Source organism: Antrihabitans spumae, from assembly GCF_043944905.1.
GTDB lineage: Bacteria > Actinomycetota > Actinomycetes > Mycobacteriales > Mycobacteriaceae > Antrihabitans > Antrihabitans spumae.
The window spans coordinates 14,624-35,774 of the sequence record NZ_JBIMSN010000058.1; the positions used below are offsets into that span (position 1 = coordinate 14,624).

22 protein-coding genes are annotated in these 21,151 nt (G+C 61.9%); 14 read left to right on the forward strand and 8 right to left on the reverse strand.

The annotated features are described in order from the left end of the window. From ACHIRB_RS13750 to ACHIRB_RS13760, 3 genes are all read right to left on the reverse strand, one after another. Entirely contained in the window at nucleotides 1-1,245 is a 1,245-nt protein-coding gene (locus ACHIRB_RS13750; protein WP_395112608.1) for an NAD(P)/FAD-dependent oxidoreductase, read from the reverse strand. Between the two features lie 30 nt (nucleotides 1,246-1,275). Beyond that, nucleotides 1,276-2,664 carry a cytochrome P450 gene (locus ACHIRB_RS13755; RefSeq protein ID WP_395112633.1) on the reverse strand — a complete coding sequence of 463 codons (1,389 nt, stop codon included), beginning with the start codon at nucleotides 2,662-2,664 and terminating at the stop codon, nucleotides 1,276-1,278. Between the two features lie 67 nt (nucleotides 2,665-2,731). Further along, a complete protein-coding gene (locus ACHIRB_RS13760; RefSeq protein ID WP_199701666.1) occupies nucleotides 2,732-3,052 on the reverse strand; it encodes a 2Fe-2S iron-sulfur cluster-binding protein in 321 nt (106 codons plus the stop codon). A 140-nt stretch (nucleotides 3,053-3,192) separates the two neighbouring features. Here ACHIRB_RS13760 and ACHIRB_RS13765 point away from each other — a divergent pair, with 140 nt between their 5' ends. Continuing rightward, nucleotides 3,193-3,870, forward strand: coding sequence for a TetR/AcrR family transcriptional regulator (locus ACHIRB_RS13765; protein WP_395112609.1), 678 nt, complete (start codon nucleotides 3,193-3,195; stop codon nucleotides 3,868-3,870). Here ACHIRB_RS13765 and ACHIRB_RS13770 read toward each other — a convergent pair. After that, on the reverse strand, nucleotides 3,860-5,032 hold the full coding sequence (locus ACHIRB_RS13770; RefSeq protein ID WP_395112610.1) for an epoxide hydrolase family protein: 1,173 nt from the start codon (nucleotides 5,030-5,032) through the stop codon (nucleotides 3,860-3,862). The two genes, ACHIRB_RS13765 and ACHIRB_RS13770, sit on opposite strands and share 11 nt — an antisense overlap. Before the next feature lie 105 nt (nucleotides 5,033-5,137). Here ACHIRB_RS13770 and ACHIRB_RS13775 point away from each other — a divergent pair, with 105 nt between their 5' ends. The 3 genes from ACHIRB_RS13775 (at nucleotide 5,138) to ACHIRB_RS13785 (ending at nucleotide 7,590) form a co-directional block, all read left to right on the forward strand. After that, nucleotides 5,138-5,710, forward strand: coding sequence for a CGNR zinc finger domain-containing protein (locus ACHIRB_RS13775; RefSeq protein ID WP_395112611.1), 573 nt, complete (start codon nucleotides 5,138-5,140; stop codon nucleotides 5,708-5,710). A 2-nt stretch (nucleotides 5,711-5,712) separates the two neighbouring features. Next, nucleotides 5,713-6,072 carry an MmcQ/YjbR family DNA-binding protein gene (locus ACHIRB_RS13780; protein WP_395112612.1) on the forward strand — a complete coding sequence of 120 codons (360 nt, stop codon included), beginning with the start codon at nucleotides 5,713-5,715 and terminating at the stop codon, nucleotides 6,070-6,072. Between the two features lie 78 nt (nucleotides 6,073-6,150). After that, a complete protein-coding gene (locus tag ACHIRB_RS13785; protein WP_395112613.1) occupies nucleotides 6,151-7,590 on the forward strand; it encodes an MFS transporter in 1,440 nt (479 codons plus the stop codon). 41 nt (nucleotides 7,591-7,631) lie between these two features. On the opposite strand, the gene ACHIRB_RS13790 is transcribed toward ACHIRB_RS13785, so the two are convergent. Beyond that, on the reverse strand, nucleotides 7,632-8,339 hold the full coding sequence (locus ACHIRB_RS13790; RefSeq protein WP_395127715.1) for a GntR family transcriptional regulator: 708 nt from the start codon (nucleotides 8,337-8,339) through the stop codon (nucleotides 7,632-7,634). 338 nt (nucleotides 8,340-8,677) lie between these two features. Here ACHIRB_RS13790 and ACHIRB_RS13795 point away from each other — a divergent pair, with 338 nt between their 5' ends. From ACHIRB_RS13795 to ACHIRB_RS13820, 6 genes are read left to right on the forward strand one after another with little or no spacing between them, the layout of a single operon-like run. Further along, nucleotides 8,678-9,790: an MFS transporter gene (locus ACHIRB_RS13795; RefSeq protein ID WP_395127716.1), complete on the forward strand. Its 1,113-nt coding sequence runs from the start codon at nucleotides 8,678-8,680 to the stop codon at nucleotides 9,788-9,790. Further along, nucleotides 9,787-10,602, forward strand: a complete 816-nt coding sequence (locus ACHIRB_RS13800) for a putative hydro-lyase (RefSeq protein ID WP_395112616.1) — start codon at nucleotides 9,787-9,789, stop codon at nucleotides 10,600-10,602. Before ACHIRB_RS13795 ends, ACHIRB_RS13800 begins: the two co-directional genes overlap by 4 nt. Beyond that, nucleotides 10,592-11,344: a LamB/YcsF family protein gene (locus ACHIRB_RS13805; RefSeq protein WP_395112617.1), complete on the forward strand. Its 753-nt coding sequence runs from the start codon at nucleotides 10,592-10,594 to the stop codon at nucleotides 11,342-11,344. The genes ACHIRB_RS13800 and ACHIRB_RS13805 overlap by 11 nt, the downstream gene beginning before the upstream one ends. Continuing rightward, the gene (locus ACHIRB_RS13810) at nucleotides 11,341-11,997 is read left to right on the forward strand and encodes a 5-oxoprolinase subunit B family protein (protein WP_395112618.1); all 657 of its coding nucleotides are present in this window, start codon (nucleotides 11,341-11,343) and stop codon (nucleotides 11,995-11,997) included. The genes ACHIRB_RS13805 and ACHIRB_RS13810 overlap by 4 nt, the downstream gene beginning before the upstream one ends. Beyond that, nucleotides 11,994-12,929, forward strand: coding sequence for a 5-oxoprolinase subunit C family protein (locus ACHIRB_RS13815; RefSeq protein WP_395112619.1), 936 nt, complete (start codon nucleotides 11,994-11,996; stop codon nucleotides 12,927-12,929). The genes ACHIRB_RS13810 and ACHIRB_RS13815 overlap by 4 nt, the downstream gene beginning before the upstream one ends. Continuing rightward, nucleotides 12,926-16,285 carry an NAD-glutamate dehydrogenase domain-containing protein gene (locus ACHIRB_RS13820; RefSeq protein ID WP_395112620.1) on the forward strand — a complete coding sequence of 1,120 codons (3,360 nt, stop codon included), beginning with the start codon at nucleotides 12,926-12,928 and terminating at the stop codon, nucleotides 16,283-16,285. The genes ACHIRB_RS13815 and ACHIRB_RS13820 overlap by 4 nt, the downstream gene beginning before the upstream one ends. Nucleotides 16,286-16,297: 12 nt before the next feature. Here ACHIRB_RS13820 and ACHIRB_RS13825 read toward each other — a convergent pair whose 3' ends face one another. The 3 genes from ACHIRB_RS13825 to ACHIRB_RS13835 form a co-directional block, all read right to left on the reverse strand. Then, nucleotides 16,298-16,900: a dihydrofolate reductase family protein gene (locus ACHIRB_RS13825; protein ID WP_395112621.1), complete on the reverse strand. Its 603-nt coding sequence runs from the start codon at nucleotides 16,898-16,900 to the stop codon at nucleotides 16,298-16,300. Nucleotides 16,901-16,964: 64 nt separating this feature from the next. After that, nucleotides 16,965-18,008: a cyclase family protein gene (locus ACHIRB_RS13830; RefSeq protein ID WP_395126354.1), complete on the reverse strand. Its 1,044-nt coding sequence runs from the start codon at nucleotides 18,006-18,008 to the stop codon at nucleotides 16,965-16,967. Between the two features lie 67 nt (nucleotides 18,009-18,075). Beyond that, the gene (locus ACHIRB_RS13835; protein ID WP_395126353.1) at nucleotides 18,076-18,510 is read right to left on the reverse strand and encodes a hypothetical protein; all 435 of its coding nucleotides are present in this window, start codon (nucleotides 18,508-18,510) and stop codon (nucleotides 18,076-18,078) included. Between the two features lie 141 nt (nucleotides 18,511-18,651). Here ACHIRB_RS13835 and ACHIRB_RS13840 point away from each other — a divergent pair, with 141 nt between their 5' ends. The 4 genes from ACHIRB_RS13840 to ACHIRB_RS13855 all read left to right on the forward strand — a co-directional run bounded on the left by ACHIRB_RS13840 (nucleotide 18,652) and on the right by ACHIRB_RS13855 (nucleotide 21,126). Beyond that, nucleotides 18,652-19,386 carry a CPBP family intramembrane glutamic endopeptidase gene (locus tag ACHIRB_RS13840; RefSeq protein WP_395126352.1) on the forward strand — a complete coding sequence of 245 codons (735 nt, stop codon included), beginning with the start codon at nucleotides 18,652-18,654 and terminating at the stop codon, nucleotides 19,384-19,386. Next, entirely contained in the window at nucleotides 19,337-19,645 is a 309-nt protein-coding gene (locus ACHIRB_RS13845) for a GrpB family protein (protein WP_395126351.1), read from the forward strand. Before ACHIRB_RS13840 ends, ACHIRB_RS13845 begins: the two co-directional genes overlap by 50 nt. Nucleotides 19,646-19,968: 323 nt before the next feature. Beyond that, on the forward strand, nucleotides 19,969-20,238 hold the full coding sequence (locus ACHIRB_RS13850) for a hypothetical protein (protein WP_395126350.1): 270 nt from the start codon (nucleotides 19,969-19,971) through the stop codon (nucleotides 20,236-20,238). Nucleotides 20,239-20,259: 21 nt separating this feature from the next. Beyond that, nucleotides 20,260-21,126 carry a serine/threonine protein phosphatase gene (locus ACHIRB_RS13855; protein WP_395126349.1) on the forward strand — a complete coding sequence of 289 codons (867 nt, stop codon included), beginning with the start codon at nucleotides 20,260-20,262 and terminating at the stop codon, nucleotides 21,124-21,126. Nucleotides 21,127-21,151: the final 25 nt, after the last annotated feature.

A 21,151-nucleotide genomic window follows, 5' to 3' on the forward strand; every position in this document is an offset into this window, starting at 1 on the left:
TCATGCTCTTTCGGATTGGGGCGTCTTCAGTAGCTCGCTCAGGGAGCTTTCCGGATCAGCGAGCTGATTCCGATCGATGGGCAGTCGCTCGTTGATGACGCGCCGGCTGAACATGAATTCTTTCGGCCGGTTCACGCAATCGGCCGCGATCATCTCGCCCTGCTTGAAGTAGAAGCAGGCGAAGCTGCGGCCGCTGTCCGGATCTCCGCGGAGCACCACGCTGTCGTAGCCGTCGTTGAGTCCGGCTATCTGAAGCTTGAGTTCGTACTGATCCGACCAGAACCACGGCAGCGCGGAGATTGTTTTCGGTTTCCCGCACATGGTCGCGGCAGCCACCTTGGCATGCTCGCCTGCGTTGGGTACAGATTCGAGGCGAAGGTGGCGGTCGTAGCGGGGAATGAAGTAGCTGGCGCAGTCGCCGGCTGCGACTATGTCAGGATCGCTGGTCAGGCTGCAGCCGTCGATCACGATGCCGTTGTCCACGGAAAGGCCTGCAGCCTCGGCGATTTCGGTGTTGGGTACCACGCCGACACCGATGATGACCAGATCGGCTTCGATCAACTCACCGTCAGCGAGGCGCACGCCACGAACACGCTCGTCTCCCTCGATGGCTTCGACCGTGACTCCAGTGCGTAGTTCCACACCTTCCTCGCGATGAACCCGCGCGTAAAAGCTCGAGACTTCGGGCGCGGTCACGCGTTGCAGCACGCGTTCAGCGGTTTCCAGAACCGTTACTTCGACGCCGCCGAGCGTTCGCAGCGAGGCTGCGGTCTCCAAGCCGATGTAGCCGGCACCGATGATGACGACGCGAGTGGCGTCGGTGAGTCCACCGCGGATCCGTTCGATGTCGGCGGCATCGCGCAAGTAATGCACGCCGGCCAACTCGACGCCCTCGATCGCTAGGAGACGCGGGCGGGCACCCACACACAGTGCGAGCTTCTCGTAGCCGATTTCGTCGCCGTCGCTCAGCGTGACGGTTCGTGCCTGACGGTCGATACGCGCGACGCGGGCATGCCTGAAGGTGATGTTCTGCTTCTCGTAAAAGCCTGCCGGGCGGATGAGCAAGTCATCGAGGCTCGACTTGCCCGAGAGGTAGGTCTTGGACAGCGGCGGGCGGTGGTACGGCAACGCGCCCTCGTCGCCGATGACCAAGATCTCCCCTACCCACCCCTCTTGGCGCAGGCTTGCGCTGATTTGGGCGCCAGCATGGCTGGCGCCGATGACGATCGCCCTGCCGCTTTCCATATGTTGCTTCTCTCGCTCGCCATCCACCGGTCAGGCCGGCTGCTTCGCGGTGAGCTTGACCATCATCTTCGAGTAGCCGCGAACGAAGTTGGACTGCACGATCTCCGGCTCCCCCACAACCTGGATGTCCTCGAAACGCTCGAGCAGTTCCTCCCACAGAATGCGCAACTGCATTTCTGCGAGACGGTTACCCATGCATCGGTGAATTCCGAAGCCGAAGGCGATGTGACTGCGAGCATTGGAGCGGTCGATGACAAGCTCGTTCGGGCGATCGAAGTGACGCTCGTCGCGGTTGCCCGAGGAGTACCACATGACGAGCTTGTCGCCTTTGCGAATGTGCTGACCGTTGAGCACAGTGTCTTCCTTGGCCCGGCGGCACATGTACGCCAGCGGCGTCTGCCAACGGATGATCTCCGAGACCATGTTCGGGATCAATTTCGGGTTGGCCTTGAGCTTGACGAACTCGTCGGGGAATTGGTTCAGCGCTAACACGCCGCCGGACATCGAGTTGCGTGTGGTGTCGTTGCCACCCACTACCAGCAGCAGGAAGTTGCCGAGAAACTCCATCGGACGGTCGATCAGGTTCTTCGTCTCGTCGTCCGTAAGCATGAGGCTCAGCAGGTCGAAGCCGGGAGTCTCACCGGCTGCGATGCGTGCGGCCTTGTCGTGCCAGAGATGCATGACCTTGCGCAGAAGGGGGACGGCGTAGTTGAACGTTTCGTCGAGGTCGGACGTACCGCCCGTCGCCGCCGGCACGCCCGAAGCCAAATCGGAGATCACTGTGAGCTCTCGACGATCTTCGTACGGGTAGTCCAGCAGGGTCGCGAGCATGCGGCCGGTCAGCTCGATCGATACCCGATCCACCCAGTTGAAGGCCTCGCCGACCGGCAGCCCATCGAGTACCTCCTGCACCCGAGAACGGATCAGCTGTTCCATCTCTTTGAGGTTCTTGGGTGCCACGACACCCTGTACTGCCTGCCGCTGAACGTCGTGCTTCGGCGGGTCCATCGCGATGAACATCGCGATGTCGAATCCTGCTGGCGGCTTGCCCATGAAGATGTACGGCTCGGCCGAGAACAGGTGGTGGTTCTTGTCCATGGCGAGGATGTCGTCGTAGCGTGTGACCGACCAGAACGGTCCGAAAGGACCCTTCGTTTGGTAGTGCACCGGCGCGTCGTCACGTAGTCGCTTGAAATGTGACAGCCACTGCCCCTGCCGATACAGGAACGGGTTGCCCGTATCGATGTCCGCAAGCTTGACGTTCGCGCCATCCGGAATCGGTGTCTCGACGAAGACGGGTGATCTTTCGCTCTTGTCTACGACGCGACGTGCGCGGTTGTACAGATGAGCTCCGCGGACCAGCAAGTGGATAGGGACGACAGTCTCGACCTTGCTCTTCGCCTGACCGAACACCTTGATGCTCTTCGCCTGACCGAACACTTTGATCATTTCGATAACCTCGCTGTGGCTTGAATGGCGTCGGGGGCTACATCTGGTATTCGGGGAGTTTGACGGTCATACCGTCCATGGCCTCTGTGACCTCGATTTGGCACGACAGTCGCGAGGTCGCTTCGCGCTCGGGCGTCATCTCGAGCATCTGCTCTTCGTCCTCGCCCGTCTTACCCGTCAAGCTCATCCAATTGCTCTCGACGATGACGTGGCAAGTCCCGCATGCGCATTCGCCGCCGCAGTCACCATCGATACCCGCCACGCCGTTGCTTGTAGCGATCTGCATCAGCGACTGCCCTTCGACTATGTCAGCCTCGTGCGACTCGCCGTCGTGTGAAACGAAAGTGATTGTTCCCATGTCCTACTGCCTGCTAGAAGGGGTGCGACTTCCTGCCGACTCCCACGTTGTGCACTCGTCAAGCGCATCTGGTTCAAACTAGGAACTCGACAGTTCCTACTAAAGCTATGGCGAGGCAACTCTGTGTGTCAACATTGAGCATGACCGATCCAGTCGTCGTGGTCCGGCCTTTCCGCGGAGTTAGTGCAGCTGATCGCGTAAGGCAGCGTCGTGACGCCTTACTCGACGCCGGGCTCGCGGCGCTCGCGAATGGGACCCTCGCTTCGGTAACCGTCGACGACATCAGCGCACGGGCAGGTTTGTCGAAGCGCTATTTCTACGAGCACTTTCACACCCGAAACGATCTTTTCGTTGCCCTCGTCGAACGACTCATCGAGCAATTGACAGCAGCCGTCGCGACGTCCTCGCAGTCGCCGGGCACCGGCATGGTCGGCCGACTCCACAATGCGGTAGTCGGAGTCATGTCGGTTCTGATCGAAGATCCGGGCAACGCGCGACTCTTCGTGGACACTCTCGGCGGCGACCAACTGAGGGATACGGTTCGCCGGACCGAGCACGAAATGGCAGTCCTGCTCATCGACGTCACGATCGCGGACCTGAAAGTGACGGAGCGGGAACGCATCCGCCTGAATATGGGAGCCCTGATCCTCGTGGCCGGGGCTGCGCAGGCCGTTCGCGACTGGCTGGACGGGAGCATCGAATTGTCGCGGACCGAACTGATCGAAGAAATAGTCAGCTTGGCAGCGGCGGCAATACACAGCGTCCTCCCGACTTTCGACCCCTACGAGTCCCGTCAGCCCGCCCACTTCACCGATTAGCTGCCAGCACCGCCGCGAGGCCTTCCTGCAGGTCCGTGACGAAATACTCAGGCATCTCGAGCGACGGGAAATGTCCGCCCGATTCCGGCGCCCTCCATCGGACGATCTGTCGGAACCGCTCCTGTGCCCAGGGACGCGGATTCTTCTCGATGTCCCGGGGGTAGGTAGTGATGGCCGACGGGACGTCGACTCGAAGTTCAGGGTCGAGCGAGTTGTGGCTTTCGTAGTAGATGCGGGCGGCTGATGCCCCGGTCCTCGTCAGCCAATACAGGGTGACGTCGTCGAGAACGCTGTCCATGGAAATCGTTTCGAACGGGCTGTCTTCGGTATCAGTCCACTCGGCGAACTTGTCGAGGATCCAGGCAAGCAGCCCAACCGGTGAGTCGACGAGCGAATAGCCGATCGTCTGCGGTCGGGTCGCCTGCTGCTTCGCGTACGCCGTGCGGTTGCGCCAGAAGTCGCGGGTCTCCTCGGTCCACTTGCGCTCGCTTGCCGTCAACATGTCCGTTGTCAACCCGGGCGGCGCCTGCGCGAGCGTGGTGTGGATGCCGAGAACATGGTCCGGGAACCTTGCGCCGAGGATTGTCGTGATCACCCCTCCCCAGTCGCCGCCGTGGGCGACGAACTTGCCGTAGCCGAGCCTTCCCATCAGTTCCACCCATGCCGCCGCGATCTTTTCGGTGCCCCATCCGGTCGTGGCCGGCTTGTCGCTGTAACCGAAGCCGGGGAGCGACGGGACCACGACGTGGAATGCCGGCGCGTCCGAATCCTTCGGATCTGCCAACTCGTCGACCACATCGATGAATTCGGCAATGCTGCCTGGCCACCCGTGCGTCAAGACCAGCGGAGTGGCATCTGCGCGCGCGGATCTGCGGTGCAGGAAGTGGATTCCGACGTCATCGATGGTCGTGCGGAACTGGCCGATCCGATCGAGGCGCTCTTCGAACGACCGCCAGTTGTACTCGGTGCGCCAATAGTTCACGACATCGACGAGGTCGGTGAGTGGAACACCCTGTGCCCAGCGGCGACGGTCGGGCGCGGCGCGATAGACAGTCTCGGCCTCTGGTAGCCGCGCCGCGGCCAATCGCGCGCGCAGATCGTCGAGGTCAGCGTCGGTTGCATGGGCTTCGAACGCTCGCACGTCGTCGGTTGGACTGTTCATGAAGGTGCGCCTCCGATGCGGTTGTGGCAACGGCTCGTTCTGCGAACCGTCTAAGACGGTTCTAACACCTCCATGATCCTGGGCGCAACCAGCTAAGGTGGTTCCATGCCTGCTGAATACCCCGACTTTCGCCTCGGTAGCGTGCTCGCGACCTGCTTCACGGGGACTCTGTCGGAGCGTCACGGCGAGGCTGTCGAGCGCATTCCCACGCCGCACCGACTCGTCGACTGGCTGGTCCTCAACGGTCTAGCGGTGGACTCCTGCACCACCGCGCAACTCGAGCGTGCCTGGGACCTGCGGGAATCGATTCACGCCGCCGCGACAGCGACCGCGATCGGCGACGCTCCCCCTGCGTCTGCTGTCCACGTGATCAACCGCTGCAGCATCGCGGGTCGAGCGGCGGCTGTCCTGACACCCGAGAGCAACCGGGAATGGCTACTCAGCTCAGCGTCCCGCGTAGAAGATGCCCTCGGAGTCGTTGCCGCAGACGCGATCAGCATCATCTCCGGCGAACGAGACGGAAAATTGGCCTTGTGCGCATCGCCGACCTGCCGAGCCGCCTTCTTCGACACCAGCCAAAGCCGTACCCGCAGATGGTGTGACATGAACACCTGCGGGAATCGCCAGAAGAAAGCACGCTTCAATGCGAATCAGCGCAAAGCCAGAACGGCGGAGTGAACATGGCGGTAATCGAGGACGTGAGACCACTCGGGGCCGGCTTGGAGCGCTCGTACGAGGTGTACGTCCGTGGCCGATTGAAGTTTCGCGTCAAGCAGATTGTCTACGTTGCGTTTTCGCTGGACGAGACCGTTATGGGGTTCGCGTTTCCGAAAGATGAGCGCGCTGCGCTAGTAGCGAGCGAGCCAAGCAGGTTTCAACTGCCCACGGAATCGGACCTTCGATTCAACTGGGTCCAAGCGAAGCTCGAGGCGCTCGACCCGGCCGAGGCCCGCGAGTTGGTCGTCGATGCATGGCGGATGGTCGTTCCGAAGATGCTCTGCCGTGCGTACGACATGGCCAATCCCAACGGCCCAGGCTGAGGGCGTGAATAGACGAAATATTGTTTGTCATACACCCGGGCTAATCTGCCCGTCACGACACGCTTGCGCGGCCTTGCGATGGCCGTTCTCACTTTCGCGATGTTCATGGATCTCATGGACGTCACAATCGTCAATGTCGTGCTGCCCGCGATCCAGGAGGACCTCGGCAGTACACCGTCTCAGCTCGAGTGGATTGTGAGCGGCTACGTACTCGCGTTCGCCGGCGTACTCATCACGTCGGGTCGACTCGGCGATCGTTACGGTCGGCAGCGTGTATTCATCGCTGGCATAACCGGTTTCACGATCGCGTCGCTTACAGCGTCGATCGCACAGAACGGCGAGACCCTGGTCGCGTCCCGCGTAGCCCAGGGGCTCTTCGCCGGGCTGATGGTGCCGCAGGTGCTCGCCAGCGTCCAAGTGCTGTACAAACCACGCGAGCGCGCGAAGATCTTCGCGGTGATCGGCGTCATCACAGCGATGGCCGCGGTTATCGGGCCCGTCCTGGGCGGCTGGCTGGTCACGAACAACCCGCTCGGCGGCGGCTGGCGGGCCATCTTCTTCATCAATATTCCGATCGGGATCATCATCGTGATTGCGGCGGTGTTCCTCGTGCCCAACTCGAAATCCGAACGTCCGTCGCCGCTGGATCCGCTCGGAGTCCTCTTGGCCGTTGGCGGCATCTTGCTGCTCGTCTACCCGCTGGTGGAGGGGCGCCAGCTCGGGTGGCCGATCTGGTCGTTCGTGCTGATGGCACTGTCGCCCGTGGTGCTGGCGCTCTTCGTCCTCAACGAACGACGCCACAGCGAAGAGAGCGCAATGATGCCGCTGCGGCTGTTCGCCAACCGCGGTTTCACCGGTGGCCTCGCTATCCAGTTCCTGTTCCAGGGTTCGATCAATTCGTTTTTCCTGATCCTTGCCCTGTATGTGCAGACCGGCCTCGGCTTCACGGCAATCGCCTCCGGTGCGCTGACGCTGCCGTTCAGCATCGGCGCCATCGTTGCGGCCGGCATTGCGGCAGCGCTGGTCGGACGACTCGGTCGTATTTTGCCGGCAGTCGGCGGCACTCTGATGGCCGTCGGCACGGGCTGGACCATCTATGTCTTCAACTCCACCGGGACCGACTACTCAGGGTGGGACACGGTCGTCCCGATGGCCGTCGCGGGGATCGGCCTCACCGTCATGGTCGTCCCACTGCTCGACATCGCCCTGGCCACAGTCGATCAGAAGGATTCCGGCGCGGCTTCCGGGGTACTTGGAACATTCCAGCAGGTGGGTGGAGCACTTGGTATCGCCGTTACCGGTGTGCTGTTCTTCGACGCCGCTGGACGCTATACGCAGTCGGAACTGTTGCATGCGTTGACAATCGCGGCATGGGTGCCGATCGTCGGCTATCTCTTGGCCGCACTGTCGAGCGGGTTACTTCCAGGTATAGCTGCTGTGAAGGCGCATCTGGCAGCCGTCGAGGAAGAAGCAGACGACGAGCCCGCCGACGAAGCCCCAGCACCGGCGCTCGCCTGATACCCACTCATCGGGTCGATAGCCGACCCGGCCGTACTCCCCTAGCGAATTTCTGCTGTGTAGACCGCGAGAATCTGCGTTTCGGCGTCGCTCAAATAGCTGGACAACACGCGTTCTGCGCTCGCGATCTCGCCTTCTGTAATCAGATCGAAGATCGTGTGATTTCGCTCCAGGTAGGGCTGGTGAAAGGTGTGGGGATCGTCCATCACGTGGAAAACCAGTCTGAGTTCGTTCCAGACGTCGTTCATCAGCCTGTCCAGCCGCTTGCTGTTGTTGAGCGCGGATATTGCCTTGTGAAAGGTGATGTCGGCGTCTCCCACGCCCGTCCAATCCTCAACTGCTGCATAGGCATCGGCGTCCGTGAGTGCGCTGCGCAGAGCTGAGAGGTCAGCAGTTTCGATATCGAGACCACGGACTGCCGAGCCTTCGATGATGCGTCGGCAGCTGTAGAGCTCAGCGACGTCGTCAGGCGTAGGGACGCGGACGAACACTCCTCGATTGAGCTCATGGACGACGAGCCGTTCTTCGACAAGCGACTTGAACGCCTCTCGCAGCGTGTTAAGTGATACGCCGAGAGCTGAGCAGATGTCCGGTTCGGACAAGCGCGTGCCGGGTCTGAACGCGCCCTCCAGAATGCACGACCTCACGATGTCTGCAATCTGAGTGCTGCGGCTACCTCGATCGAGAAGTCCACGTCGCGAGCTCAGCGCCGAGTACGTCTTATCTGTCGCGTGCAGTGGTGTCACCATCGTGAGCTGCTCCCCGTCGATCGAACCTGGGACGAAGCTTACCCGCCGGGGCTGGCAAGTGTCCTCAATGTAAACGATTCAGTTGAGGTATTGCCGGATCGTTCAACGATCCTCTACTGTGATGAGAGCTGGATCACTCCAACCCCCACTCGTGAGGCACACAATGGACAAAGCAACGATCGACCCGGTGGAGCCGAAAGCGCAGGACACCGCGGACAGACCGTTCGACTGGTTCAGGACGATGAGCGGCAAGGGGCGCCGCGCGTTTCCTCGGTGCCTTCGGCGGCTATGGACTGGACTCGTACGACTTCCAAGTCCTGCCACTAGCGCTTGGTGCCATCGCGTCCTACTTCGCTATCAGCACCGGCGAAGCCGGATTGCTCACCACTGTCACGCTTGTGGTGTCGGCGCTGGGTGGAGCGTTGGCGGGCATTCTGTGCGACAAGATAGGCCGCGTCAGGACACTCCAGGTGACTGTCGCCACGTACACGATATTCACGGTGCTGTGCGGCTTCGCGCCGAACTTCGAAACCTTGCTCGTGTTCCGGGCGTTCCAGGGCCTCGGCTTCGGCGGAGAGTGGGCGGCCGGTGCAATTCTTGTCGCCGAGTACGCGAAACCCAAGTACCGGGGACGGGCTGTCGCGTACGTGCAGAGCGCATGGGCTGTCGGATGGGGGCTGGCGGTTCTCGTCTACACGATCGTTTTCCAGGTATTCAGCGAAGACATCGCGTGGCGTGTGCTGTTCTGGACCGGTGCGATGCCGGCACTGTTGATCATCTGGGTCCGTCGTCATGTGACCGACACGGAGGCCGTGACCGCAAAGCGCGAATCCGCGGGTAAGCAACGGGGTTCGTTCAGGGCCATCTTCCGCCGCGACTTGTTGCGCACCACCTTCTTCGCCTCGCTGTTGGCGACAGGCGTGCAGGGCGGTTACTACACACTCGCGTCGTGGCTTCCGACCTATTTGAAGAAGAGTCGCGAACTCGATGTCGTCGGCACGGGCGGGTACCTCTTCATCTTGATCAGCGGGGCCTTCATGGGCTACGTCTCCGGAGGAATTCTCGCCGACAAACTCGGGCGTAAGCGCACCATGCAGTTGTTCGCGAGCCTGTCGGTGGTGTTCATGGTGTGCTACACCCAAGTGCCTGACGGCGCGAACACACTGGTCATGCTGCTCGGTTTCCCCTTGGGCTTCTGTACGTCCGCCATTTTCTCCGGGTTCGGATCGTTCCTTTCCGAGCTCTACCCCTCCGAATACCGCGGAACGGGTCAAGGTTTCACCTACAACTTCGGCCGGGCCCTTGGCGCGGTATTCCCCACCATCGTCGGTTTCATGGCCTCCACCGCGCTCGGCCTGGGTGGCGCGATGATCTTCGGTGCTGTGGGCTACGTGATCGCGGTGATCGCCCTCTTCGGTTTGCCGGAGACCGCCGGAATCGAACTCAAATGACCACCACGCAGCGTTTCGATCAGTCCGAGTCGTTGCATCCGTCGGAGGCACGGAAACTGTTCCGGCAGGGCACAATTGCGCCGACGTCAGGGTGGTCGGCCGGCTTCACCCAGACCAACCTGATTTCGCTCCCGCGGGACTGGGCGTACGACTTCCTTCTTTTCGCGCAGCGCAATCCGAAGCCGTGTCCGGTCCTCGATATCAGCGACGAAGGTTCGTACACAACAACTCTCGCCCCTGACGCCGATCTGCGCACCGATTATCCCGCCTACCGAATCTGGCGAAACGGCCAACTCGCCGAGGAAGTCGGTGACGCCACGGAGTTCTGGCGCGATGATCTGGTGTCCTTCCACATCGGATGTTCGTTCACCTTCGAAACCGTCCTCGTCGAGGCGGGAATTCCATTGCGGCATCGAGAACAAGGCGTCAACGTCCCGATGTACACAACGCAGCGTCAGTGTCGGCCTGGCGGCCGAATCAGCAGTCCACTGGTGGTATCGATGCGTCCGGTCCCCGCATCGATGGTGGCCGAAGCCGTGACGGCGTCGAACACGATGACCGGTGCACACGGCGCACCGGTGCATGTCGGGGATCCCGGCTCGTTGCTGATCGACGATATCGACCGACCACAGTTCGGTGACCGTGTCACTTTCCATGACGGCGATGTGCCGGTGTTCTGGGCGTGCGGCGTCACTCCACAAGCAGCAATCCTGGCTTCGGGTGTCCCGTTTGCAATCACTCACGCGCCGGGACACATGCTCATCACCGACCAGCCCGATCGACACGTCGCGGGTGATCACCGTGGCGTATGACATCAACTGCGATCTCGGAGAAGGCTTCGGGCAGTGGCGACTCGGCGACGACGACGCTCTGCTGGACCTCGTCACCAGCGCCAACGTCGCGTGCGGATTTCACGCGGGTGATCCGTCCATCATGCGCCGGACCTGCGACCGCGCGGTTCGTAACGGAGTCCGTATCGGTGCGCATATCGGCTATCGCGATCTCGTGGGGTTCGGACGACGTGCGCTCGCGTTGACTGCTACCGAACTCCGCGATGAATCCTTGTATCAAATAGGCGCCCTCGACGCCATCGCGAAGGCAGCCGGTGGCACCGTCACCTACGTCAAACCGCATGGCGCTCTGTACCATTCGGCTTCCATCGATTTCGACATGGCCCAGGCGATCGTCGCGGCCGCAATCGCTTACAACCCGGACCTCGCGATCATGGGGCCTGCGGAAAGCAGTCTGCACCGGGCAGCCCTCGATGCCGGCGCTACGTTCAACTCGGAGGGTTTCGCCGACCGCGCCTACCTGTCCACCGGTTCGCTCGCGCCCCGTAGCAACGCCTCCGCACTGCTCGGAGTAGAGGCAGCGGTCGAGCAGGCGCTTGCGCTCGCGACGACAGGAACAGTCGAGACCTCCGACGGCGGCACTGTCGAGGTCCGTGCCGACAGCATCTGCATCCACGGAGACTCCCCCAACTGTGTCGAGATTCTCGAAAGAATCAGGACATGCTTGCGCGAAAACCAGATCCCGATCGAGGCTCCCCGATGAACGACGTGACTGCGGATCGTCGAATAGTGTTCCGCCCGGCCGGAAGTCGCGCGTTGCTGCTGGAACCCGTGGATCGCACCACTGTCGATGCGTTGACCGACTTGCTTCGCCGCTCGCACGTCGATGGCGTCAGCGATGTGCTTCCTGCGGCGCAGACAGTCCTGATCACGACCGACCCACGAACCGATTTACGTGAGCTCGAGCAACGCCTGCACAGGTTACTGGCCGACTTCGAGCCGACGTCTTTCGCCGCAGCGGACGAGGCGGACGTCGTACACATCCCGGTCACCTACAGCGGCGACGATCTCGAGCCTGTGGCACGGATGTTGGGTATCTCGGTCGACGACGTGATCGTCGAACACACGCGCCGACTATGGCGATGCTCGTTCGTGGGATTCGCACCAGGATTCGGTTACCTGGAGTCCAGCGAATCAGGACTGGCGGTGCCGAGACGCGAGCAGTCCAGAACGGCCGTTCCGGCCGGATCCGTCGCTCTCGCAGACGGTTACAGTGCCGTGTACCCACGCCGTTCGCCGGGCGGGTGGCAGCTCATCGGGCACACCACTGTGGAAACCTGGAACCTGGAGAACCCGCAGCCTGCACTGATCACACCTGGGTGCAGCGTGCGGTTCGTCGCGGAGGACCTCCGATGACAGCACACCGCACCCTTCGAGTGGTCGCGACCGGACCCCTGAGCACGCTCCAGGACTTGGGTCGACCGGGATGGTTCGCATCCGGCGTCGGAGTGTCCGGCGCCGCCGACAGAGGTTCACATGCGCTTGCCAACCGCCTGGTGGGCAATGTCGCCACAGCAGCATCGATCGAATGTCTACTCGGCGGCCTCGAATTGCACGCTGCCTCGGCGGCGACTCTCGCGGTGACCGGAGCCCCAGCCCCGATCACCGTCGACGGGACACCGATGGGGCATTCGACGGTCATCCACCTCACCGCCGGACAAACTCTTCGGCTCGGCATGGCAGAGGCCGGCCTCCGGGTCTACGTGGCGGTCCGCGGAGGTTTCGACGTCGAGGCCGTGTTGGGTTCGCGCAGCCGAGACACTCTCTCCGGCATCGGCCCCGAACCACTGAGCGCCGGTGTGGATTTGGCGATCGGGTCGGAAAGCGACCGTCCGTCACCCGTCGATGTAGCACCGGTGCCTGTGATCACGACGGCACCGGTCATCGCGCACGTGATGCTCGGTCCGCGAGAAGACTGGTTCGCCGACCCCGACGATCTCTTTGTCGGACGGTGGGAAATCAGCGAGCACACCGACCGAGTAGGTGCCCGCCTGATCCGCAACCCCGGTTTTCCGTCGTTGATACGCCTCAACGACAAGGAACTGCCCACCGAAGGCATGCCGCTGGGCGCCATTCAAGTTCCGCCGAGTGGAGAGCCAGTCGTCTTCTTGGCCGATCACCCCATCACCGGTGGTTATCCGGTGATCGGCACCGTGGTCGACGACGATCTCGATTCGCTCGCGCAAGCCAGACCCGGGCAGTCCATCATCTTTCGCCCGGTACCCGGTGGACGGGCTCGGCACCAGCAACTCGACCCGCAACTCGACGAGGACAAGCAAACACCGTGACTGACCAGACTTACATCGACGAAGCGCGAATTCATCAGTGGGCCAACACCGTACGTGAGCTCGCCGAGTCGGTTCCAAGCGATGCACTCGACGACTATCTACGACGCATACCCGCATCGCTGGTCGACGACTGTGTTCCCGAGATCGCGGCCGCCGACATCGTTGCCATACACGGTCTCGAGCGCGGCAGCATTTCCGTCCACATCGGATCGGAGTCGCTCGACGGGCAGACCGGGCAGCCCACTCATCATGTTCGGATCCGCACGATCGACTCTGCAGCGCCACTGCACCGGGTGCTTCCCATCCTCCACAGCATGGGAATCGACGCTGTCGACGAGCGTCCGTACCTCCTCAATGCACGTGCGGGCTATGCAGCCAGGATCTACGACCTCACCGTCACAATGCCGCCTGCGCTTCTCGGTAGTACGAACCTGACAGACCGGATCGCCGACGCGTTCCATGCTGCGTGGTTCGGTCAGCTCGACATCGACAGCTTCAACAAGCTGATCCTGACCGCCCAGTTGGAATGGCGACAGGTCACGATCATCCGGGCCTACGCCGCGTACCTTCGCCAGGCAGGCTTGCCCTATACCCGTACACATATGCAGACTGTCCTCGCCGCACATCCCGACGCGGCTAAGGCGTTGGTTCGGTTGTTCGAAACGCGACTCGACCCGAAGAATGCAGCAACAGCTGGTCAGATCGACGCTGTCGACGACGCGGCGGCGCGCATCATCGAAACTGTGTCCGGACTGGACGCCGACCGGATACTTCGATCACTCTTGACCACCATTCGGGCAACCACGCGCACGAACATGTACAGCGCACCGAGGCCGCGAAAGGCGTTGAGTATCAAGCTCGATGCCGAGTCCATCGACTTTCTTCCCAAACCACGCCCTCGGGTGGAAGCATTCGTTTTCGGCTCCGACGTCCACGGCGTGCATATGAGATTCGATGCGATCGCGCGGGGAGGAATTCGCTACTCCGACCGGCCCGACGACTACCGCACAGAAATACTCGGCTTGGTCAAAGCCCAATCGGTCAAGAATGCAGTCATCGTCCCCGCCGGAGCCAAAGGCGGCTTCGTCGTGACCCACTCGGACCCCACACCACAACAGGTTCGCCAGTGCTACCGCGAGTTCATCGCGTCGCTGCTCGATCTGACCGACAATCTCGACATAGGCGGCGGCGCAGTAATTCCTGCAGCCGGGGTGGTCCGACGCGACCAGGACGACACCTACTTCGTAGTTGCAGCAGACAAAGGAACCGCGTCGTTCTCCGATCTCGCCAACGAGGTTGCCCTGGAACGGAAATATTGGCTCGGAGATGCTTTCGCATCAGGCGGCACTGTGGGTTACGACCACAAGGCGATGGGTATCACCGCCCGCGGAGCATGGGAAAGTGTGTCCCGGCATTTTCGCGAGATCGGAATCGACACCGCGACAGACACTTTCACCGTCATCGGAATCGGCGATATGAGTGGGGACGTTTTCGGCAATGGAATGCTGCTCTCCGACAAGATCGCTTTGAAGGCCGCGTTCGATCACCGCCATGTTTTCATCGACCCGAACCCGGATCCGGCCCGTTCTTTCGCCGAACGACGCCGTCTGTTCGAGTTGTCCAGATCGAGTTGGGCTGACTACGACCACTCGATTATGAGCGAGGGGGCACTTATCGTCCCCCGCAACGCAAAGGCGGTGCACCTCACACCGCAGGTTCGTGAAGCCCTCGCACTGGACTCACCCACCAGTCGGCTATCGGCCCAAGACCTCGTTCGCGCTGTGCTGGCGGCACCGGCAGATCTCCTGTGGAACGGAGGCATCGGCACGTACATCAAGTCGAGTACCGAGTCGAATCTGGACTGCGGCGACGAAGCCAACGACGGCGTACGAATCGACGCGCCGCGCGTTCGGGCAGCGGTCATCGGCGAAGGCGGAAATCTTGGCATCACGCAACGCGGACGGATCGAATTTGCCCGCGCGGGAGGCCATATCAATACCGACGCCCTCGACAACGCCGGCGGCGTCGACTGCTCGGATCACGAGGTCAACATCAAGATCGCGTTGGCACCCGCCCGATACGCCGAGTTGCTCACCGACGCCGAACGCGCCGAGTTCCTGAGTTCGATGACCGACGACGTGAGCGCGGCGGTGCTCGCTCAGAACAAGCGCCAAAACGACTTGATGGGAAGCAACCGCCACACCGCTGAGTCGATGGTCGGCTTTCACGCCAGGCTTGTCGAGCAGCTCGAAGTGGATGGAATCGTAGATCGCGATGTCGACAACCTGCCCACTGCAACAGAATTCGCAGACATGGCAGTCGCGGGAATCGGTTTGTCGAGTCCGGAACTGGCCCAGCTCACAGCGCAGGCGAAGAACGGGCTTCGACGTCCACTTCTCGACAGCACAGTCCCCGACGAACCACCTGCGATCGAACGCCTACTCGAGTACTTCCCGAGTCGATTGACCCGTCGGTTCGGCGATGCCGTCGCAGTACACCCGCTTCGTCGGGAGATTGCTACGTCGGCATTGATCAACACCATGGTCGAGTACGGCGGCATCACCTTTGTCTCCCGGCTTCGTGACGACACCGCGACGACCATCGCCGACTGCGCCCGCGCCTTCGAGATCGTCACCAAGACCTTCGGTTTGGAGTCGATTTTCGCGGCCACCCACGATCCCGGGGTCCCCGCCGAGGGCGCGAACGCCCTCGTCGGGCAGACGCAGCGGCTGTTGGACCGCGCCAGCCGATGGCTGCTCACCAAGCGGCCTCTCCCCCTGAACGTGGCCGACGATGTCGCCCGCTACCGCGAGAACATTCGCACCTTCGGTCCACACGTTCGTCGATGGCTGCGCGACGACGAACTCGACGCAGTAAGGAGTCGCACTCGGGCGCTGGTGACTCATGGTGCACCGGAAGGCGATGCGGCCAGGGTCGCGGATCTACTGCACGTCTATTGCTTTCTCGACATCACCGATCTTGCGACGTCGCTGGACCAGACGTTCCCGGCGATCGCCGAACTGTATTTCGCCGTCTCGGCGCACCTCGACATCAATACGCATCTGACAAGCGTGTCCGGCCTCGACCGCCGCGACCGCTGGCATTCCCTGGCACGCCTGTCGCTACGCGAGGATCTGTACGCATCCCTGAGGGCGATCACAGCCGACATCGCCAAGAACACCTCGCCGCGGGGATCGACCCAAGAACGTCTCGTCGAGTGGGAGCAAGCCAACGCGTCGATGTTGGAGTCTTCGCGAACTCTCCTCGCCGAAGCCACAATCGGCAGTTCACCTCGCGGTGACGGACTGGCGAACCTCTGCGTTGCCGCCAGGCAGATCAGGATGATGTGTCGATGACCGGCAGTCAGGTCAGCTGCGGCGATATTTGATGTGTGTGGTCAGCGGTGAGTGCAGCACCTCCGCGGGCTCGAAGCCGAAGGACTCGACCCCATCGAAGATCCGCTCGCCCGAACCGAGCAGGACGGGCGCGATGTCGAGGGTGAATTCGTCGATGACGTCGGCGATCAACGCTTGCCGGACGGTCGAGGCCCCACCTGCGATGTCGACGCCCTTGTCGCCGGCGGCCTCACACGCCGCGGAATAAGCCGCGTCGAAGCCATCGGTGACGAAATGGAAGGTCGTTCCTCCCTCCATCTCGATCGGATCGTGTCGATGATGAGTCAGCACGAAGACCGGCGCGTGATAGGGCGGCTCGGGCCCCCACCAGCCAGACCAGTCTTCGTCCCAGTCCTCGCGGATGGGGCCGAACATGTTGCGCCCCATCACATATGCGCCGCGCGGACGCATCAGCCACCCGTTCGCGATGTTGTTGGCCTCATTGGCCCGCGGATCGCCGATGTGCCAGCCGTGCAGCTCTCGCCCTCGTTTGCCAAGCGGGTTCTCGCGGCTCTGGTCCGGCCCGGCGACGAAGCCGTCCAGCGAGATCGACATGTGGCAGGTGGTGTCCGGCATTGCGAACCTCCTTGATGGTTGCGCCCATGCGGGCCGGGATTCGCGACCCACTCATTAGCTTAGGTCAGAATATCGCAACCGGATTGACTGGCGAGCTCGTCGCGCCTTTGAAACGCCACGGGCTGACACTCACGAAGAATGCCCAACGTTGCTCAGCAGCACAGGCTTCCGCGAGCGCGTCGAGTTCGGTGTTGTCGAGTATTGGCATGCCGAGATATGGAATCAGGACCATATGCATCGGTTCGGTCCAGCGTTCGAATCCAGGTATCGGCGGGTGGACGTCGCTGTCGGAATCGCTGCTGAGGATCGACGCGCGGCGCTCGCGTAGCCACGGCAGGCAGGACGCGTGCAGACCGGAACCGCGCTGGAAGGTGTTGCCCGTGCCACCGCCATTGCGGACGAACACAATGTCGCCCTCGCCGACCTGGACTTGGTGCAGCTGCTCAGCCGCGTCGAGGTCCTCGGGTCGGATGACCGATCCGACAGGTAGCGACCCACCGCGCACCTCACCGACGTCGAGCAGGACGCCGCGGCCGACGATGCCGACTTCTCCTATGCGCTCGATGCCGAGGCGAAGCGCTCCAGTCGGCGTGACGTCTTCGACCGGGTAGCCGTTGTACATCCCCTGCTTGCCCTCTGGCGTGAATATGTGGCAAAGGGCATCGATATGCGTGACCGCGAATCCGTGGTAGGTCATGCCGATTTCGTCGATGCATCCCGCTTCGTCGGGCAACGGATCGTCGTAGCGCTTCATCTTGTAGGTGACGTCGCGGAGATTGGGTGTGGTCGAGGAAATCTCTCGTCCGAATGGCACTACTCGTCCGGTCCGGATTTCCGCCACGGCTGCGAGTTTGGTCTGCGGCGTCATGTAGTTCAGCGTGCCGAGTTGGTCGTCGGGCCCCCATCTCCCCCAATTCGACAGCGACGGCAATGCGCGCTCGAGGTCGACATCGTTCTCGATCGTGATTGCGGGGCCTGCTGAAGTCGAGGTTGTAGCTGCTGTGGGTTCCGATTCTCCTCCCGCACATCCAGCCACTGCGAGTGCTGCTGCGCCTGTGAAAAGACTGCGTCTGGACAGACGGTACGAAATGTCCGTTGGCTCGTTCATCGCTAGATGATCGCGCTTTCGGATTCCGGCGTCTACCAGTAAATTCGGCACCGCATACGAGCAGGTATCACCCGTCTGTATCGCGCGAGGATTCAGCCTTCGCCGAGTCCTCTTTGGATTCAGTGTCCTTCTCGGAATCCGTGTCCTCATCGGAACCTGAGTCCTTGACTGACTCCGCGTCCGCGTCTGACTCCGCGTCCGCGTCTGAGTCCGAGTCCGTCTCGGAGTCCGAGTCCGAGCCGCTATCCGAGGACCCGCTGTCCGCTTGGGCGATATTCACGATGTCGCGCACGCTTTTTCCGTCGAGTTCGAGTCCGGACTTCTCCTTGTATTGCGATTGCACGACCTCAGCGGCCTCGTCCTCCGGCTTTTCCGTCGGCACATCGAGGGTCTGCTTGACCGAGTCACCGTCCTGCTTTTCTTCGCCTTTGTCTGCGTCGTTCTTTTCGACCTGCTCGTCCAGTTTCTGGACCGCATCAGCTGATAACTCGAAGTCCTTCATATTCGCTCCTCGCGTTGTCGATTCCACAGCAGTACCCGCAAGAGGGCGGCGCTACACAGGCGTCCTGAAGGGCCCGCGCTGACGCTGAACGAGGTCTACATTGCTAACTGTCTGATTCCCTCTGGCAATCCGGAGCGCTCGATGACCAACGACGTGCAGGCCGCCGCACCGACGCTGCCCGACCCCGACATTCCGTACTACAACGGGATTCCGCAGGTCATCACGGGCAAACAGTGGTGGCTCGTCATGGCGGCAATCGTCGCTGGCTTCGCCGTCGTGTCGTTTTGGGGCCTCGGCGGCGCATGGGGCCACTGGGTCCCAGTCATCGCATTGCCGCTGATTCCACTTCTCGCACTGCGCTACGTCGCACCCGAACACTGGACTGCAATCTTCCGCAGAGTCAGCTTGCGGGACGTACTCCTGATGCTTGGGATCTGGATCCTCAACGTCGTCGTCACCGTGGTTGTCGGGTGGGTGCTGGTCAAACTCGTTGGCGCCAAAGACAACCCGGGTGCGGACGCACTTGCCGACGCGACGACGACCGAAAAGGTCCTCTTCATGGTGCAGGCGGTTCCGCAACTCTTCGGCGAGGAACTACTCACGATCCTGCCGCTACTTGCGCTGATGTACTACTTTCACTCGCGGCTGCAATGGTCTCGGCGGACTGCGATGCTGACCGCGTGGCTCGTTACGGCGCTGATCTTCGGTGCGGTCCACCGGCCTACCTATGACTGGAATGTCGTCCAGGCCGTCGTCGGAATCGGCGTTGTGCGATTGATCCTGACGCTCGGGTTCCTCATAACCAACAACATCTGGGTCTCGACCGGTGCACACATACTCAACGACTGGACGATATTCGGTTTCGCACTCAACTGAACAAGGGCCGCGAACAATTCGGCAATCCACCGGTATCCACGACCTTCACCTTTACGTCGTGGTGGCCGGGTCTCGACCGCACCGCGACCATGTCGATCTCCGAGACTACCTGCGCGGGAATGCCGCTGACGCAAAGCATTACGGCGACCTGAAGGCCAGGCTCGCTCCTTGGCTGAGCGTGGATCGCGAGCGCTCCTTCGAGGGCAAAAGGCAGCTGATCGACGAGCTTCTCGAGCGCGCTCGGTTGTCGAAGACCTGACGATCTCTGGCGCTCGGACGGTGCGGGGGGTGGCCGATAACCACCCCTCTAGCACCTGTTTTCGAAGTGCCCAGCACCGAACAATTGGTGTCAGAACCGATCGCACCGCACTTCCCGACTACGTCTCACAGAAAGAGGAAATCCCATGGCGCTCAATACCTTTACCCGCATTGCGGCCCTCGCCGCGGGATCCGCGGCCATCTCACTTGCCTTCGCGTCGCCGGCCTCGGCAGTCCCGAATCTGACTACCAAGCCTGGTGCAGATCTGCCAGACACCCGTCCCAGGAGCCAATCCTCAATCGTGCCGCGGCCCGGTACAAGCGATGAACGTCGCAACGGGCGATCCCGCTACGGTCCGCGTCGAATTCACGGCCGATCCCGGACATTGCTCCGACATAAATTTGCTTGTCTATCTCGACGACACACTCCGAATCAACAACGCTGTCGGCCCCGGGCGGACCACGTCGTTGAGCATGGAGCTCACACCCGGTGACCATGTGTTCACAGTGTTCGCCCAAGGTATTCGCGGCGGCTGCAACACCGGCAAACTCGGATCGTGGGAAGGCGACCTGCGCGTGATCAAGGTGGGCTAGTCGCGGTGGCAGAATCGAACAATGACAGCTCTCCGAGCCGACCGCTACCGGCAAATCAACGCGCATCTGTTCTCTTGCAGTGACTTTGAGCTCGTCGAGCTATTGGATAATGGTAGTTCCGCCAGCGTCGGAATCGGCGGCGGCTCGGCAGTCCTCTATGTCGATGGCGTGCCGGTGTTCGCCAAACGCATTCCGCTGACAGATCTAGAGATCGCCCATCGGGGCTCTACCGCAAACCTATTCGACCTGCCGGTCTTCTGCCAATACGGCATCGGTGGTCCGAGCTTCAACGCATGGCGCGAACTGGCCGCGAACAAGATCGTTACAGACGGCGTTCTGGCCGGCGAGACGCAGTCGTTCCCGATGCTCTACCACTGGCGGGTGCTGCGTGGTCGCTCGCCGATCGCAGACGAACACGCCGACATCAACGCCGTGGTCGCCGCCCAGGGCAACAATCCAGCCGTGCGTGGCCGTCTCGAAGCGTTGGCCGCCGCACAGTCGAGCCTCGTGCTTTTCGGCGAATACATCGAGCACCCGCTTTTGGACTGGCTTCGTCGGAATCCAGTTGGCACGGCAGACGCTGTCGCAGAACACCTTTCAGAGATCGTGACGTTCCTGGCCGACCGGAAGCTGCTGCACATGGACGGACACTTCGACAACATGCGCAGCGACGGAGAGCGGATCTATCTCTGCGATTTCGGTCTGGCTACGTCGCCGACCTTCGACCTGTCGACCGCCGAGCGCGACTTCGCCGAACGCCACGCGGCACATGACGCCGACTACGCCGCCATGCGACTGGTCAACTGGCTGGTGACCGATGTATGCGGGGTACCTATACCGTCGAGCGGCGGCCCGCTAGCCTCCGGCTTTCACCGTAATTCAGTCTGAGACTGTGTCATTCATGAAGAAAGGT

Bases quoted from the DNA above. Each gene is read 5' to 3' on its own strand.
- ACHIRB_RS13750 (WP_395112608.1), bottom strand. From the start codon at position 1,245: ATGGAAAGCGGCAGGGCGATCGTCATCGGCGCCAGCCATGCTGGCGCC.
- ACHIRB_RS13775 (WP_395112611.1), top strand. From the start codon at position 5,138: ATGCCTGCTGAATACCCCGACTTTCGCCTCGGTAGCGTGCTCGCGACC.
- ACHIRB_RS13790 (WP_395127715.1), bottom strand. From the start codon at position 8,339: ATGGTGACACCACTGCACGCGACAGATAAGACGTACTCGGCGCTGAGC.
- ACHIRB_RS13760 (WP_199701666.1), bottom strand. From the start codon at position 3,052: ATGGGAACAATCACTTTCGTTTCACACGACGGCGAGTCGCACGAGGCT.
- ACHIRB_RS13765 (WP_395112609.1), top strand. From the start codon at position 3,193: ATGACCGATCCAGTCGTCGTGGTCCGGCCTTTCCGCGGAGTTAGTGCA.
- ACHIRB_RS13850 (WP_395126350.1), top strand. From the start codon at position 19,969: ATGAACGTCGCAACGGGCGATCCCGCTACGGTCCGCGTCGAATTCACG.
- ACHIRB_RS13840 (WP_395126352.1), top strand. From the start codon at position 18,652: ATGACCAACGACGTGCAGGCCGCCGCACCGACGCTGCCCGACCCCGAC.
- ACHIRB_RS13810 (WP_395112618.1), top strand. From the start codon at position 11,341: ATGAACGACGTGACTGCGGATCGTCGAATAGTGTTCCGCCCGGCCGGA.
- ACHIRB_RS13780 (WP_395112612.1), top strand. From the start codon at position 5,713: ATGGCGGTAATCGAGGACGTGAGACCACTCGGGGCCGGCTTGGAGCGC.
- ACHIRB_RS13800 (WP_395112616.1), top strand. From the start codon at position 9,787: ATGACCACCACGCAGCGTTTCGATCAGTCCGAGTCGTTGCATCCGTCG.
- ACHIRB_RS13815 (WP_395112619.1), top strand. From the start codon at position 11,994: ATGACAGCACACCGCACCCTTCGAGTGGTCGCGACCGGACCCCTGAGC.
- ACHIRB_RS13785 (WP_395112613.1), top strand. From the start codon at position 6,151: ATGGCCGTTCTCACTTTCGCGATGTTCATGGATCTCATGGACGTCACA.
- ACHIRB_RS13855 (WP_395126349.1), top strand. From the start codon at position 20,260: ATGACAGCTCTCCGAGCCGACCGCTACCGGCAAATCAACGCGCATCTG.
- ACHIRB_RS13830 (WP_395126354.1), bottom strand. From the start codon at position 18,008: ATGAACGAGCCAACGGACATTTCGTACCGTCTGTCCAGACGCAGTCTT.
- ACHIRB_RS13825 (WP_395112621.1), bottom strand. From the start codon at position 16,900: ATGCCGGACACCACCTGCCACATGTCGATCTCGCTGGACGGCTTCGTC.
- ACHIRB_RS13770 (WP_395112610.1), bottom strand. From the start codon at position 5,032: ATGAACAGTCCAACCGACGACGTGCGAGCGTTCGAAGCCCATGCAACC.
- ACHIRB_RS13835 (WP_395126353.1), bottom strand. From the start codon at position 18,510: ATGAAGGACTTCGAGTTATCAGCTGATGCGGTCCAGAAACTGGACGAG.